The sequence below is a fragment of the Mediterraneibacter agrestimuris genome, assembly GCF_943193195.1.
GTDB classification, from domain to species: Bacteria; Bacillota; Clostridia; order Lachnospirales; family Lachnospiraceae; genus Schaedlerella; species Schaedlerella agrestimuris.
Genome location: NZ_CALPDG010000009.1, coordinates 36,295 through 51,860, shown reverse-complemented (window position 1 = coordinate 51,860; position 15,566 = coordinate 36,295). Strand labels below are relative to the sequence as shown.

At 43.0% G+C, this 15,566-nt stretch carries 13 protein-coding genes; 2 read left to right on the top strand and 11 right to left on the bottom strand.

Translation table 11 applies throughout. The features are described 5' to 3' along the window. Positions 1-11: 11 nt before the first annotated feature. From NFS18_RS06610 to NFS18_RS06590, 5 genes are all read right to left on the bottom strand, one after another. On the bottom strand, positions 12-548 hold the full coding sequence (locus NFS18_RS06610) for a cysteine hydrolase family protein (protein WP_251389215.1): 537 nt from the start codon (positions 546-548) through the stop codon (positions 12-14). Positions 549-726: 178 nt separating this feature from the next. Then, a complete protein-coding gene (locus NFS18_RS06605) occupies positions 727-2,409 on the bottom strand; it encodes a phospho-sugar mutase (protein ID WP_251389344.1) in 1,683 nt (560 codons plus the stop codon). Positions 2,410-2,551: 142 nt separating this feature from the next. Further along, complete coding sequence (locus NFS18_RS06600) at positions 2,552-4,795, bottom strand: glycoside hydrolase family 3 C-terminal domain-containing protein (RefSeq protein ID WP_251389213.1); 2,244 nt, start codon at positions 4,793-4,795, stop codon at positions 2,552-2,554. A gap of 15 nt (positions 4,796-4,810) precedes the next feature. Beyond that, on the bottom strand, positions 4,811-6,358 hold the full coding sequence (locus tag NFS18_RS06595; protein ID WP_251389211.1) for an alpha-L-rhamnosidase-related protein: 1,548 nt from the start codon (positions 6,356-6,358) through the stop codon (positions 4,811-4,813). 2 nt (positions 6,359-6,360) lie between these two features. After that, positions 6,361-7,722 (bottom strand): glycoside-pentoside-hexuronide (GPH):cation symporter, encoded by a 1,362-nt coding sequence (locus NFS18_RS06590; RefSeq protein WP_251389209.1) that lies wholly within the window; start codon positions 7,720-7,722, stop codon positions 6,361-6,363. A gap of 157 nt (positions 7,723-7,879) precedes the next feature. Between NFS18_RS06590 and NFS18_RS06585 the strand changes: the two genes are divergently transcribed. Continuing rightward, the gene (locus tag NFS18_RS06585) at positions 7,880-8,923 is read left to right on the top strand and encodes an AraC family transcriptional regulator (protein WP_251389207.1); all 1,044 of its coding nucleotides are present in this window, start codon (positions 7,880-7,882) and stop codon (positions 8,921-8,923) included. A gap of 21 nt (positions 8,924-8,944) precedes the next feature. Here NFS18_RS06585 and NFS18_RS06580 read toward each other — a convergent pair whose 3' ends face one another. From NFS18_RS06580 to NFS18_RS06555, 6 genes are all read right to left on the bottom strand, one after another. Continuing rightward, complete coding sequence (locus NFS18_RS06580) at positions 8,945-9,805, bottom strand: class I SAM-dependent methyltransferase (RefSeq protein WP_251389205.1); 861 nt, start codon at positions 9,803-9,805, stop codon at positions 8,945-8,947. A gap of 112 nt (positions 9,806-9,917) precedes the next feature. Beyond that, positions 9,918-10,820, bottom strand: coding sequence for a thioredoxin-disulfide reductase (trxB, locus tag NFS18_RS06575; RefSeq protein WP_251389342.1), 903 nt, complete (start codon positions 10,818-10,820; stop codon positions 9,918-9,920). 107 nt (positions 10,821-10,927) lie between these two features. Continuing rightward, on the bottom strand, positions 10,928-11,722 hold the full coding sequence (gene proC / locus NFS18_RS06570; RefSeq protein ID WP_251389203.1) for a pyrroline-5-carboxylate reductase: 795 nt from the start codon (positions 11,720-11,722) through the stop codon (positions 10,928-10,930). A 369-nt stretch (positions 11,723-12,091) separates the two neighbouring features. Continuing rightward, on the bottom strand, positions 12,092-12,367 hold the full coding sequence (locus tag NFS18_RS06565) for an acylphosphatase (protein WP_251389340.1): 276 nt from the start codon (positions 12,365-12,367) through the stop codon (positions 12,092-12,094). 17 nt (positions 12,368-12,384) lie between these two features. Further along, positions 12,385-13,125 (bottom strand): TraX family protein, encoded by a 741-nt coding sequence (locus tag NFS18_RS06560; protein ID WP_251389200.1) that lies wholly within the window; start codon positions 13,123-13,125, stop codon positions 12,385-12,387. Between the two features lie 34 nt (positions 13,126-13,159). Continuing rightward, entirely contained in the window at positions 13,160-13,630 is a 471-nt protein-coding gene (locus tag NFS18_RS06555) for an LURP-one-related/scramblase family protein (RefSeq protein ID WP_251389198.1), read from the bottom strand. Positions 13,631-13,894: 264 nt separating this feature from the next. On the opposite strand from NFS18_RS06555, the gene NFS18_RS06550 reads away from it, so the two are divergent. Next, positions 13,895-15,538, top strand: a complete 1,644-nt coding sequence (locus NFS18_RS06550) for an ABC transporter ATP-binding protein (protein ID WP_251389197.1) — start codon at positions 13,895-13,897, stop codon at positions 15,536-15,538. Positions 15,539-15,566: the final 28 nt, after the last annotated feature.

The window sequence follows — 15,566 nt, the reverse complement described above, 5'->3', positions numbered from 1 at the left end:
AAAGTTATTATTCAGCAAAAATTAATATGCAGCGGCGACATTCCCTCCAGCAGCTTAATAACCATTTCTTCTTTTTCCCTGCTAACCCCGGCAATTCCTTCCGTCAGATACATCACCTTTTTACCTTGGTCAATCAAATCCATAACACTTGACAGCACACAGCATTCCGCTACTACTCCAGTCACAAAGACACGTTCATACATGTCAATTCGTTTCTTCAATTCTTCATTTTTGCAACAGGAATACTTTGATTTTGTATAGAAATTTTCGTGGGTTATATATGGTTTTAGTTCCTCGATATACTCATTCATCCATCCATTTCTATTGATCTTCTGATTTTGATCATTATATTCTTTCCATACACCGTCTGGATTTCCTGATGGCAGAAATCTTGTAAAACAACATTGATCTTTGGGAAATCTCTCTATCATATACTGTATATATGCTGCCGCCTCCCTGATCCGCTCACATCCCCACGGACTTTCAGGAAGGTAGACATTTTGCATGTCTATGACAAGCAATAAATCTTTTTCTGTGATTTCAAACATGGTTACTCCCTTTTACTCTTTTTAGAAAAAATTTTATTGTGCTAAAACATCTAATTGAAAGTTTTCCCACTTTATAAAGAATTCAACCCTTCTAAAACATATAAAATAGGTACCATAAAAGGGCACGTACAATCTGCACGCACCCTTTTTTCATTTTGTCCTTCTTGACCTGCACATATTATGCCATGATCGGTTTCAAAGCCTCTGCAAACTTATCCTTCTGCGCCTGAGCCTCTGCCAGATCCTTTCCTAATGTCGTATAGTAAATCTTGATCTTCGGCTCTGTTCCTGACGGACGGACAATTACTGTTGCACCGCCTTCCAGCTTATACACAAGTACGTTTGCTGACGGAAGTCCTGTCTCTTCCGGTTTCTGATAATCTATAACCTGCGCTACCTTCAATCCTGCAATCTCGTCAAGCGGATTCTCACGCAGATTCTGCATAATACCCGCCATCTTATCCATTCCGCTCAATCCCGGGAACTCAAAGCTGTCAATCTTATTGAGATAACGACCATACTCTGCATAAATCTCTTCCATTCTTTGTTTCAGTGAACTTCCAATACTTCTATAATAAGCTGCCATCTCACAGATCAGCATAGAACCGATCACTGCATCCTTATCACGTACATACGGTCCCGCCAGATATCCGTAGCTTTCCTCAAATCCGAAGATGAATCTATCTACTTCACCGGCAGCTTCCAACTGTGCGATCTGATCTCCGATCCACTTAAACCCGGTAAGTACATTTCTCAGCTCCACGCCGTAATGCTCTGCAACTGCGTCTGCAAGCGGCGTAGATACAATCGATTTCACTGCAACTGCCCGTTTTGGCATAGTTCCTTTTTCAATGCGTCCTGCACAGATATAGTCCAGAAGCAGCACGCCAACTTCATTACCGCTCACCAGTTCATATGAACCATCCGGACACTTCATCGCAATACCGACACGGTCTGCATCCGGGTCTGTAGCCAGCATCAAATCTGCGCCTACTTCCTTTGCCAGATTCAATCCCTGTTCCAGAGCTTCAAAAATCTCAGGGTTCGGATAACTGCAGGTTGTAAAGTAACCGTTCGGATATTCCTGATCCGGAACAATCGTTATATCTGTAATTCCGATGTCTTTCAAAATCTGTGTAACAGGAACAAGTCCCGCACCATTCAGCGGACTATATACCAGTTTCAGACCGGCAGTCTTACAAAGTCCCGGACGAACCTGACGGGATTCAATGGCATCATAAAGAGCCTTCTTACAGTCATCTCCCACGAAACGGATCAGACCTTTCTCCACGCCTTCTGCAAAGGACATATATTTTGCGCCTGTCAGGACATCAGTCTTCTGAATCTCATCATATACAATAGCAGCCGCATCATCTGTCATCTGGCAGCCGTCGGGTCCATATGCCTTGTAACCATTGTACTTTGCCGGATTATGAGATGCAGTTACCATAATACCTGCGTTACACTCATAATAACGTGTTGCAAAAGAAAGCGCCGGCACCGGCATCAGTGCATCATAGATTCTTACATTAATTCCATTCGCTGCAAGAACCCCTGCCGCTGTCTTGGCAAACACATCACTCTTCAGACGGCTGTCATAGCTGATCGCTACTGTCTGATTGCCGCCCTGTGTCTTTACCCAGTTTGCAAGTCCCTGTGTTGCCTGACGTACAACGTAAATATTCATACGGTTCGTTCCTGCTCCAAGCACACCGCGTAATCCCGCGGTTCCGAACTTCAGCGCTACTGCAAAACGCTCCTTGATTTCCTCATCATTCCCTTCGATTTTCGATAATTCTGGTTTCAGATCTGCATCTTCCAAATCTGCTTCCAGCCAGCGTCTGTACTCATCCTGATACATGTTTACCACTCCCTGTTCTTTTTTGTTTATTGTGTTCATGTGCTTTTGATACTCCATAACAACACTAAAACTATCTATAATATACCATGTTTCATCTCGAATGGCAATGAATCCCGATGAATTAAAATCCACTGTGTGTTCCTTAATTACAGTAACTCCGCAATTCTTCTGCCAGCTGTTGTATCGTTGTATTATCTGCCGATCCAAAGCTTCTTAACGAACGAAGAGGCATATATTTCAGCATTGCCTCCATCATCGTATCCCATTCTGGTCCGCTTGCCTGAGAAAACCCAGCTGCCAACGGTACTATATGTTCTTTTGTATATGCTCTCGTTCTTTCATCCGCCAGCAATTCCCCTATCATGGTATTTTCATCAATTACAAAAGGTTTCTGTACCGTACTGATAATCCGTACTGGTTCCTCCAGCACAATTTCTCTCGAAGATTTTCCGACTGCGACCACATACTCTCCTGTTGCTGCATACCAGTCCTTTTGCTCCACATCGTACCATGCAAAACTACGCTTCTCAAGCTGCATTTCAACTGTTCTTGTCTCTCCCGGTTCCAGTTCTACAACTGCAAAATTCTTCAATTCTTTCTCCGGACGGACTGATACCTTTGTTTTATCCTTAACATATAACTGGATAACTTCTTTTCCTTTGCAGCTTCCGGTATTTGTGACATCTACCGATACATGTAAGATCTCAGTATCTTTCATCTCATTTTTGTCCAGTTTCAAGTTGCTGTAAGAAAATGCCGTATAGCTCAATCCATGTCCAAACGGGAAAAGAACCTCCATTTTCTTTGTGTCATAATAACGGTATCCTACAAAAATCCCCTCTTTATATTCCGCCTTTTTCCCTGTTCCCGGAAAATTCAAATAAGATGGATTATCTTCCAATCTAATTGGAAATGTCTCCGCCAGCTTTCCGCATGGGTTACTCTCCCCAAACAAAATATCAACAATAGCTTCCCCAATTCCTTCTCCGCCAAGATATGCCTCTACAACACCTTTCACCTGATGAATCCAAGGCATCTCGACCGGTGAACCATTGTGCAGTACGACCACTACCCGTTTTTGCACTGCACATATTTTTTCAATCAGATGATTTTGGCAGTCCGGCAGTCTCATATGTGTTCTGTCATAACCTTCGGATTCAAATACATCCGGAAGTCCTGCAAAAATAACCGCACAGTCTGCCTGCTCTGCCACATGCACGGCTTCTGCCTGAAGCGAAGCATCTTCTACATCCCCCACCGTTGTAAATCCTTCTGCATAGGTTACTTCTGTATATTTTCCAACACGCTGCACCGCCGAAACCACTTCATGAGAATTGATATGGGAACTTCCGCCTCCCTGATATCTCGGCGCTTCTGCGAATCCTCCGATAAATGCAATTCTTTCTTCTTGCTTCAGCGGAAGTACCTCCTCATTTTTCAAAAGTACGATGCATTTCTTTGCAATTTCTACTGCTTTTTTGTGGTCTGACTCTCTGTCATACACTTCTTCATGCCGATTTTCTGCATATTGATATATGACTTTTAAAATACGTTCAACAGCTTCATCAAGTACTTCCTCATCAAGGCGCCCCTCTTTTACAGCGCGGACGATCTCTCCGTCATTTACCCCATTGCTCCCCGGCATCTCCAGTTCCAGTCCGGCCGCAATCCCTTTTACACGATCATTCACTGCGCCCCAGTCTGATACAACAAATCCTTCAAATCCCCATTCTTTTTTTAAAATGTCATGCAGCAGCCTTTTGTTTTCCGAAGCAAATACTCCGTTTATTTTGTTATAAGAACACATCACCGTCCACGGCTTTGCTTTTTTAATTGCTGTCTCGAATCCGGCAAGATAAATTTCACGCAAGGTACGTTCATCCACTTCCGAAGAGCCTGTCATTCTTTCATGTTCCTGATTATTTGCAGCAAAGTGCTTGATCGAGGTACCCACATTTTGAGACTGTACACCTTTAATATAACTTGCAGACAGCTCTCCCGCCAAATAGGGATCTTCCGAAACATATTCAAAATTTCTTCCGCATAGCGGCGACCGTTTGATATTCACTGCCGGTCCGAGAAGTACCGATACATTTTCTGCCTGACATTCTTTTCCGAGTGTCACTCCCATGTCATACATAAGCGCTCTGTCAAAACTGCATGCTGTGGCACACGCTGCCGGAAAACAGACTGCATCAATGCTTTCATTCAATCCCAGATGATCTCCTTCCCCCGCCTGTTTGCGCAGCCCGTGAGGACCGTCACTGACCATCACGGACGGAATTTCCAGCCGTTCCACTTTCTTTGTATTCCAGAAATCTTTTCCCGAACACATACCTGCCTTTTCTTCTAGTGTCATCTTTTTTACCAATGCTTTACAATCCATCACTGTTCCCTCCTGTTAAAACATTCTTCTCAAAAGATACGTTGGTGTACAGCTCCATGCATGGCAGTAACTGTTCACCATACTGGATCCATATGGTGATTCCTGCGGATTTTCCGGATTATACAGCTCCCAGAAAGTATCTGCTCCTTGCCGGAGCATGCCTCCCCAATAATATTCCATGTATTCTTTTGCCTTTTCTTTCTCACCACACATCAGAAGTGCCTGTACAAAATGATGATTCATATATGGCGTGACCATTCCCATCTCCGGTTTCATTTTAATGATCCGGTTCAAAAGTGCTTGTGCCTCTTCTCCCTGTATCACTCCTGCAAGCACCATCCATGCCTGGCTTGCATACGAAATCTGCCGGTCATTTCCGCTAACAAATACTTGGATATCCTCGTCCCAGTACCTCTCTAAAACAGCTTTTTTACATGCTTCTCTCTCTGCTTTAAGTTCACTCTCCACAACTTCCTCTCCAAGAATCTGTGCCAGTACAATTGCATCATTTAATGTGTACAGATAGATCGCGCTTGCAGATGCCTGTTTATCAAGCCCTTCTTTCCAATCCACAAAGCACCAGAAGTCACCACTCTCTTCTATGATTCCGGGCGCTTTAAAGCGTGCTCTTGCAAGTTCGATCTGACGATATGCCGTCGGCCACAATTCTCTTGCCACTTCTACATCCTTTGTCTCATCATAATAATCTTTTAAAATTGACACAAAGAACAAGGAATAATCAAAGAAAAATGTATCATCTACGATATACTCCGGTTCAACGAAAAGGCAAGCTCCAACTGCTCCGTCATCTCTGGTAAGCCCTGCAAACAAGTACATACATCGTTTAACGAGATCATAATTTTTAAAGGTTGCATAATTTGCCAATGCCTGCAGCCGCAGATCTCCGATCCAAAGCCTCCGGTCTCTCTTCGGCCCGTCTTCAAATACAGACTGCATGCAATTCTGTAAGGTACGAATACTCACCTTATCCATTTCTTTCAGCAAAGCATCTGTTTCCGCCAGTTTTTCTACCTGGCCCACATCTACTGCCGATACTGTTTTGCAGGTAACCTCCTCGATGACAACCTGAAATTTTAAAGATGTATCAATCGCTTTGATCTCCATATACCGGAATGCATATCGCCTTGGAAGCTCCACAACCTGCGGAAGTACATCCAGATGTAAAAATTCTTCCTGAATCCAGCCGCGGCTGATCCATCCATCATATTCCTCTGAATTCTCAATGATTTCTTTTGAAACCTCGCCAAATTTAAATCTGAGATATACCGGAGCATCCTGCGGACTGCCTACCGTTTTCATCTTCATCTTCACATATCCCACTTGATGGTCGCCAAAGTCCAACACGATGGATTCACCTTTTGCCAATGCAATATCGGACAGCTTTTCTTCCCGAACCGTTACATGTGCCGATTCATCAATTGTCACAAGCCGCGTCGGATGAATGACCTTTTCAATTAACTGAGGCTCTAATTTTTTTGCTTTTTCTACAAATATTTCATTTGTTTTTCTTTTCATATCCAGATCAATACTGATTGCTGCCATTTTTATGCCTCCTTGCCCGCTCTTCTCTCTTCCAGTTCTTTCATAATATCTGGAAGTTTTTTATCCAGATCATAAAACATAAATGTAACGATCGTCAGCACATTTGCTGCAACCGGAATCCAAATATACATTGCACTGATGGCGTTTAATGCCAACTGTGTCTGCTGCGCCGCATTTGCCACATAACCACTGGATGCCAAAAGAGCCGCTGCAGCAGAGCTTGCTACTGCCATGCCTACTTTTCCGATAAATCCGTTCACTGCAGATAATGTTCCCGCTGTGTTGATACCGGATTTCCACTCGCCATAATCAACCGGATCCGGCTGAATCGCAAAATGCATACTTCCTTTCAGCCCATATCCAAGCGCTGCGATCACCACTCCAATCATCACAACCGGCACACTCATACCGCCAAAGAACACAACCAGAAGACCGGTACCATGGAAAACAGAACCGATGATCATCAAATTACGCTTTGTCGTAAGCTTTGCAAGGAAGGGAACACAAAGATTCGTTGCCACCGGAATTAGTGTCGTAATCGTTGCCGCAACACTTGCCAGATTTTTATTGTTCAAATTATATGTAAAGTAATAAATGATCGCTCCTGCCTGAATGACATATCCGCCAAAGAACCAGATAATATTTGCCGCAAACAAAAGCCACGGCTTATTATGAATCAGACAATTCAGCGCTGCCTTTATACTTACCTTTTCTTCCGAACTATCTACCCGTTCTTTTGTATTGAAAAAGCAGAAGAAGAAAATCAAACATCCTAAGATGCCAAATATCATCATCACCACCCGAAAACCAACTGCTTCATTTCCATTTCCGAACTTGTCAACTAATTTCAGCGCAAATGCTGATACAACCGTAGAACCGATATAAGAGAAAAATACTCTGCTCGTCGCCAGATTTGTTCTTTCCTGCGGATCTGCTGTCAATGCCGGCAAAATGGATGCCATCGGAATATTTACAACCGTATATGCAAAAGATAATAACATATAGGTCACATATGCATAAACCAGCATTCCTTGCTGTGAAATACTCGGTACACTGAATGCCAGTACTGCAGTCACTGCAAACGGAACCGCTCCCGCCAAAATCCATGGTCTTGATTTCCCCCATTTTGTATGTGTCTTATCGATCAAAAAACCAACTGCCAAATCTGTAAATCCATCAAATATCTTCGTTACTAAAAACATGATACTGATCTGGCCTGCATTCAGATGCATCACATCTGTATAAAAATATAATAAATACAGTGAGATCACCTGCCAGATCAAGTTACATGCAAAATCAGAAGATCCATAACCAATCCTTTGTCTCCACAATTCTCTTTTTGTCAGTGCTGAAACATTCTCCATTGTTCCCAACCTCTCTTTCATTTGATTCACTTATGTTTGATGAGCCTATTCTAGCACTTCGTTTTTCGTTCTCCTATTGAATAATTTACGTTATTGACTTGATATTTTTTAAGATGCTATAATCAACATATATTCTAATAGTAGGAGGTGTTTTTTCTTGAAACTTTTTAAAAAGGATTTCCCTGAATACCTACAAAAGTATGAAGAGGATGAGCTTTTCTATCGAAATCTTTATCTTGCCGAACAGTTTCATCCCGACACATTCCCCGAATATATCACATCTTTGGACCGTGATTATATTGAACAGCATCAGCTTTATGTTCCTGCGATCCACGGAAGCTGGGTGTCTTATATTCCGGAAAAAGAGATTTTTCATCTTTCTTCCCAGAATATCATTGTTCAAAAACACAACCGGTACTCTCCTGAATTTATACATGAGCATGGATTTTATGAGGTTTTTTACGTTTATTCAGGCAGTTGTTCCAATACCATACAGGGAGTAGAACGAGTCTGTCACGAAGGAGAGCTCTGTATTCTCCCTCCTAAGACAAGTCACAGCATCGGTGTCTTTGATGACAGTATTATCCTGAACCTACTCATCAAATCCTCCGTGTTTCATTCTACTTTTTTTGAAATTTTTCCTGCACAAAATGTGTTATCCATCTTCTTCTCACACATTTTATATGGAAAAACGGAAAACAATTATCTTCTCTTTCACACCGGAAAGGATGAGGTCATCCGCTCACTGCTGGAAGATCTGTTCATAGAATATATCGGACATGACAAGTACTATATCCCACTTCTCAACAGCAGCCTGATGACATTCTGGAGCCTGCTGCTCCGCAGACATGAAGAACATATAGAAAGCTTTATGACAACAAACAAGACTTTGTCTACATTAGATGCACTGAACTATTTTCAGAAAAACTATGCGGATATTACTTTAGAATCTGCCGCAAAACATTTTGGCTTTTCCGTGCCCCATTTCAGCAAATTAATCAAAGACAGTACTGGTCAGAATTTTGTACAATTGATCCGCAATATTAAGCTTGACAAAGCCTGCCGTGCGCTTCAGACCACCAACCTCAGTATTGCAAATATCTGTGAGATCATCGGATATGCAAATCCGGAACATTTTACAAGAGTCTTTAAAAAAGAATTCGGGGTCACTCCGGGTGAATACAGAAAAAAACGGTCGTAGACCGTTTTTTCATGAATGATCTCATACTCTCTGCCAGCGCCCGGAAGCTCCGCAGGGCAGCACCAGTCCGGTATTCTTCACCGGAAGACCGATTTCCTGTGATTCTACATGACCGCCCCATGTTTTCAATTCTGTTGCGATCATATAGGTCAGAACTGCCGGAGCCAGTCCCGTTGTATATGAATTGATCAGGAAGAATAAAGCATCGTCCGACAGAATCTTTGTGCAAAGCTGCACCAGAGGATGAATCATATCTTCAATCTTCCAGATTTCTCCCTTTGGTCCGCGTCCGTAGGACGGCGGATCCATAATGATCGCGTCATATTTATTGCCCCGGCGGATTTCCCGCTCTACAAATTTCACACAATCATCCACCAGCCAGCGGATTGGAGCATCTTTTAACCCTGAAGAAACTGCGTTTTCCTTTGCCCATGCAACCATTCCCTTTGAGGCGTCCACATGGGTCACCTGCGCTCCTGCCGCTGCCGCCGCAAGCGTCGCGCCTCCCGTGTACGCAAACAGGTTCAGCACCTTTACCGGACGGTCAGCCTTACAAATTAAATCTGAAAACCAATCCCAATTCGCCGCCTGCTCCGGGAACAGCCCGGTGTGCTTGAAACTAAACGGCTTCAAATTAAATGTCAATGAGCCATAATGAATCTGCCACTGCTGCGGCAGATCAAAAAATTCCCACTCACCGCCGCCCTTTTTACTGCGGTGATAGTGTCCGTTACAATGCTTCCATCCATAATCTGACTTCGGAGTGTCCCAGATGACCTGGGGATCCGGACGTACAAGAATGTAATCTCCCCAGCGTTCCAGCTTCTCTCCATTTGAACAGTCTATGACCTCATAATCTTTCCAATTATCTGCAATCCACATTAATCTGTCGTTCCTTCCACATTCTACATTTTGTGTATATATAATTCATCGTATTTGGTCGTAAATGCACGGTTTATACGCATTTCGACTGTGAACATTAATGTCAATACTACTACCGCATATATTTTACTGCTGCCAGTGCCGCTACTGCTCCGTCTGCTGCCGCAGTCGTAAGCTGACGGACTTCCTTTGTCCGGCAGTCTCCTGCCGCAAATATTCCCGGACGCGAAGTCGTGCAGTCTTCTCCCGCCGCAATAAATCCGCCTTCATCTAATATCGCCAACTCCGCAAATGCTTCATTCTTCGGAAGGTGTCCGATGGCAACAAACACACCTGCCACATCCAGCATTTTCTCTTCTCCGGTGTTTTTATCTGTAACGATCAGACCTTCTACCATATTTTCCCCAAGAAGTTCTTTCGGCACAGCATTTAACACAAACTCAACATTGTCTTTCTGTTTCAGTACTTCCACATTTTTCGCATCCCCGCGAAATTCATCTCTTCGGTGTACAAGATACACTTTATTACAATAATTTGCGAGAAACTCAGCGTCCTGTAATGCTGTATTTCCTCCGCCGATCACCGCTGTATTTCTTCCCCGGAAGAACATCCCGTCACAGGTTGCACAATAGGAAACGCCTGCACCCGTCAGCTTTTCCTCCTTATCCAGTCCAAGATGCCTGTGGGTTACTCCGGTTGCCAGAATAACAGTCCGGCATGGATACTCCTGCTCTGCCGTCACAATGACAAAACCCTCTTCCATGTCTTTCACTTCCGTTACCGCTTCCCTCTTCATCTCTGCGCCCAGATTTGCCGCCTGTTCCATCAAATTCATAGAATACTGGGCGCCGCTGATACTTGCAATTCCCGGATAGTTCTCTACATTCGGAGAAAATACAATCTGCCCTCCGTAATTAGCGCCTTCAAATACAACCGTCTGCTTTCCGGCACGCTGACCATAGATCGCAGCCGTCAGACCGGCGGTTCCCCCGCCGATAATACCGATATCATACATCTTCAAATCCTCGATCCTTTTTCTTTTACAGATGCTTCCGCATTACAAGCATTTGTTACTGTCCGCAGCCCACCGCTGCGCTCAGTAACAGCATTCCCAATCCTCTGTTACATATTCCGTGACACTTCCGCACATGCTTTCATTGCCTCGATCACCGCGCTGCGGAATCCCTTTGCTTCCAGCACGCGGACCGCTTCAATCGTTGTACCGCCCGGAGAACATACCATGTCTTTCAGCTCTCCCGGGTGTCTGCCTGTTTCCAGTACCATTTTTGCACTTCCCAAAACTGCCTGCGCTGCAAATTTATACGCCTGCGGACGTGCCATTCCGTCTGCCACCGCCGCATCTGCCATTGCTTCGATCATCATATATATATATGCCGGAGAACTTCCGCTTGTAGAAACAACCACGTCCATCAGATGTTCAGAAATAACCTCCGTCTTACCAAATGTGCCAAGAATCTGAAGCACCTCGTCCAGTTCGTCCTTCGTTACATATTCATTGGCACAAACCGCTGTCATACCTTCCCCTACCATTGCCGGGGTATTTGGCATTGTCCGTACAATCTTAACCTGCTTTCCGAACTGCTCCTCCAGCCATTTCAGCGTCTTACCCGGTGCGATCGTAATGATAATTTGCCCCTCCTTGACCAAATCCTTCAGTTCCGCGATCACCGATGCATAATACTGCGGTTTCACAGAAAGAACTACCTTATCCGCAGATTCAATAACCTCTTTGTTGTCTGCCGTCACATGAATTCCATAAGCCTCCTTCACACGTTCACGTCCGGCTTCCGACACATCAGCGCCGATTATTTCATCCGCCTTAATCAACCCCTGCCGGATAATACCTCCCATAATCGCTCCCGCCATATTTCCAGTTCCAATAAATCCTAATTTCATAATATATTCCTCCTAGTTATGAGCACTTAGCGGCTGTACTTTAGCCGCTTACGTGCGATACATACCGACGCCGTTAGCAAGGTCTTTTCGCGCTTACCAGTCGGTACGTTATGAGCACTTAGCGGCTGTACTTTAGCCGCTTACGTGCGATACATACCAACGCCGTTAGCAAGGTCTTTTCGCGCTTACCAGTCGGTACGTTATGAGCACTTAGCGGCTGTATTTTAGCCGCTTACGTGCGATACATGCCAACGCCGTTAGCAAGGTCTTTTCACGCTTACCAGTCGGTACGTTATGAGCACTTAGCGGCTGTATTTTAGCCGCTTACGTGCGATACATGCCGACGCCGTTAGCAAGGTCTTTTCACGCTTACCCACGAACTCTGAAACCCTTTTCCTCTTCTTCCAACGGAATCTCTTTCGTATCCATCCATTCAATTGTAATATAGTGACCATGATTTAATCCCACGAGCAATTTATTGATCAGTGTCTCCCGTCCCTGCACTTCCATTACGACCGTGCCGTCATACTCATTCGCCACCCAGCCTGTCAGTTCCAGCGACTGCGCCAGATATTTTGCCGTATACCGAAAGCCGACTCCCTGTACGCGCCCGTGAAACACAATATGTTTCCTTACCTCTGACATCATACCTCATTTCCTCCTCAAACGCAAAACATTCTTATCATTCCGATCACTAACAGATGCGCCGGATAGAATATATAGAAGAACCACTTAGAAAATGTTCTCCCCCTCACTGCCTGCTGCCCATTATAAAAATAAAGAACCGCCGCTGCCGCCGCCAGAACTCCAAGCTCTGCACATCCCGTCAGCAGCATCGCCTTTTCCACCGAAAACAGCTCACTGTTTGTCATATATGTCGACAGCAAAAATATCGCCGCAGAAATCCCGAACGCCCGTCTCATTTTCCACTGAGAGCCATAAGCGTAGGCAAACAATAATGTATAGACCGACGCCATTGTGGGCCAGTCACAAAAACTGTTGGCAAAAATCAGGAGCGCATACAAAAGAATCTTGACTTTTTCATTGAAGACCTGTACTTTCACTTCCAAAATCAAAAGACAAATAAACAATGTAAACATCATGTTCAGCATTCCCGGAAATTTTTCTCCATGAGAAAGCGCCATATAAAACGGCGCTTGGGAAATCAGCGCAAAGCCAAGAAGCCGTACCGCATATTTCCGCTTTGACCGGGTATAGTGATATCCCTCCACAAGAAAATAGCACATCACCGGCGCGGTAAAATATCCGATATCTAAGAATAGTTCCCCTATAAAAGTACCTTTTTCCAGAAATGCCAATGAAATATGATTAAGAAGCATGGCGAAAACGGCAATGTATTTGATTGTATCTCTGTTTAAAATTCGTAAGTTCTCATTTTCCACGCTTTTCTGTTATTCCTCTTTCACATCTTACGTTTCAATTTCTCGAACATTTCTCCGCATCAATCGCCAGTACAACCATCAGTGCACAGAGCGGATCCTGCGACTCATCTACGTCAATCGTATATGTATCGGTCCAGTTCAGCACCTGCTTTGCCACAACTGCAATGATACTGCCGCCGGCATCTCTGATCTGATAATCCCACTCCAGCCAGTCACCATCTACACTCCAGCCGTTAAAATCAATATTAAATTTGGGTTTGAAAAATGTAAATTCCTTATTGATACAGCCAATATACTGGTTTCCCATATAAATCTCAAACTTCGGCAAAAGAGTAAGCACCCTTTCCTGCACTGTTCCCACTTCTCGTCCAACATTATCATAAATCTTCAGACAGTGCCCCCATGAAAGCTGCCCTTTCACCGTATAAACAACTTCGCCGTACTCGTTGTAGATATCATAACTGTCAAACCATGAAAAAAACCGTTGTTTAAAAAGTAGCTTCATTTTACATCCCCCTGTTTTTCTTCAATTTGAGATACCCTGATTATACCACATACGAACCCCACTTTCACTATATAACCTTCAAGGTATGAATTTTCAACCAGACAGGCACATCAGTATTGTGCATATTTTATGTCCTTTTATTATGTATCATTTTTTACAAGCATTTTGTCTAACTCTATTTTTAGATATTCATTAAATATATTTGACTTTCATAAAATTCCGTGATATATTATTTGCATAAAATAAATTAGAGGAGAATGATATATGAAAAAATATTGGAAAAAAAACATGGGGATTTTAATTCTGACATTACTTCTGGGAACATGTTCTTCTTTATGTTCTACAGGTATTTCACTGGTTCTTCAAGAAGTGATTGATGTTGCTGTTTCCGGTAAAACACAACTGTTTGCAAAACTTTTCATCTTTACCATCGTATATATTCTGTTTTTCTGCATGGTTAATTATCTTAGTTCCTTAGTGTCTAAATATTTAACAGAAAAAATGCTCAAACAATACCGTCAGGACGTATTTCAGGGCATTATAAGCCATCGTCCGGCAGACTATTACAAGGAAACTACTGCTGATTACGTTTCTGCTATGACAAATGATATGAAACTGATTGAAGAAAATTATATTTCGGCACTGTTGAACACTTTTGAATTGATTATTATGTTTGCCGCTACTTTAGGATTACTAATTACCCTCAGTCCCCTTGTTACCGCAATTCTTGTAATTGCACTTTTATTGATGTTCCTTATTCCGGCAGGGATTGGACATATGCTGGAAAAAAGGCAGGATTGTGTTTCAAAACAAATGTCTGTCTTCACAGGAAAACTAAAAGAAATTTTTTCAGGATATGAGGTTTTAAAAAGCTATAACCGTATAGAAAATACGATCCTGCGATTTCAGGTTGAAAATGAAAAAGAAATTCACACAAGATTTAAGGCTGCTCGTTTATTTGCATTGAATGAAGGTCTTTCCGATACCTTGTCTGTCCTATCCACCATCGCTGTTATTTTTGTATCAGCATATCTCGTGCTGATAGGGCATATTACCATGGGAACATTACTTGCATTGGTGCAGCTTAGCAGCTCCTTTATGGCTCCTGTGATCCTGCTCATGCAGAATATCCCTAAAATACAGAGTATGAAACCTGTAATTACACGTCTGAATCAATATACAGAACGTGACAGCACCAAGTCAGAGGACAGAGGAATCCCTGCTTTTGATCACTCCATTGAATTTCAACATGTATCATTTTCCTACAGCCCCGATACAACCTTATTATCCGACATTACCCTTAAGTTGGAAAGAGGTAAAAAATATGCCATCATGGGACAAAGCGGCTGTGGAAAAAGTACCCTGCTCAAATTATTAACAGGATATTTAGATGATTATAAAGGTGCAATCTTATATGACGGGCAGGAATTACATACATTAAATCCCAATATGATTGCCAATCTTTCTGCGGTCATCCATCAAAATGTTTATTTATTTCATGAGTCTATCCGGGAAAATATCCTTCTGCATGAGGAATTTACAGAGCAGGAACTTGTCAGCGCGGTAGAAAAAAGCGGTGTTGCCATGTTCCTCCCTGAAAAAGATGGAGGATTAGAATATGTAGTAGGTGAAAATGGAGGTACACTTTCTGGCGGACAGAAGCAGCGCATTACTCTTGCCAGAGCATTAATTAGACATGCCCCTCTTTTGATTTTAGATGAAGGTACTTCCGCTCTTGATCAAAAAACAGCCTATGAAATCGAAAACTGGCTTCTAAAAAATAGCAGCATTACTCTGCTTACCATTACACACAATCCAAATACAGACTTAATGATGCTATATGATGAAATCTACTATATGGAGAATGGAAAGCTTGAAAAACACTCCCGAACCGTTTATACTGATTAGAAATATGTGATACCGATTATAACCACAT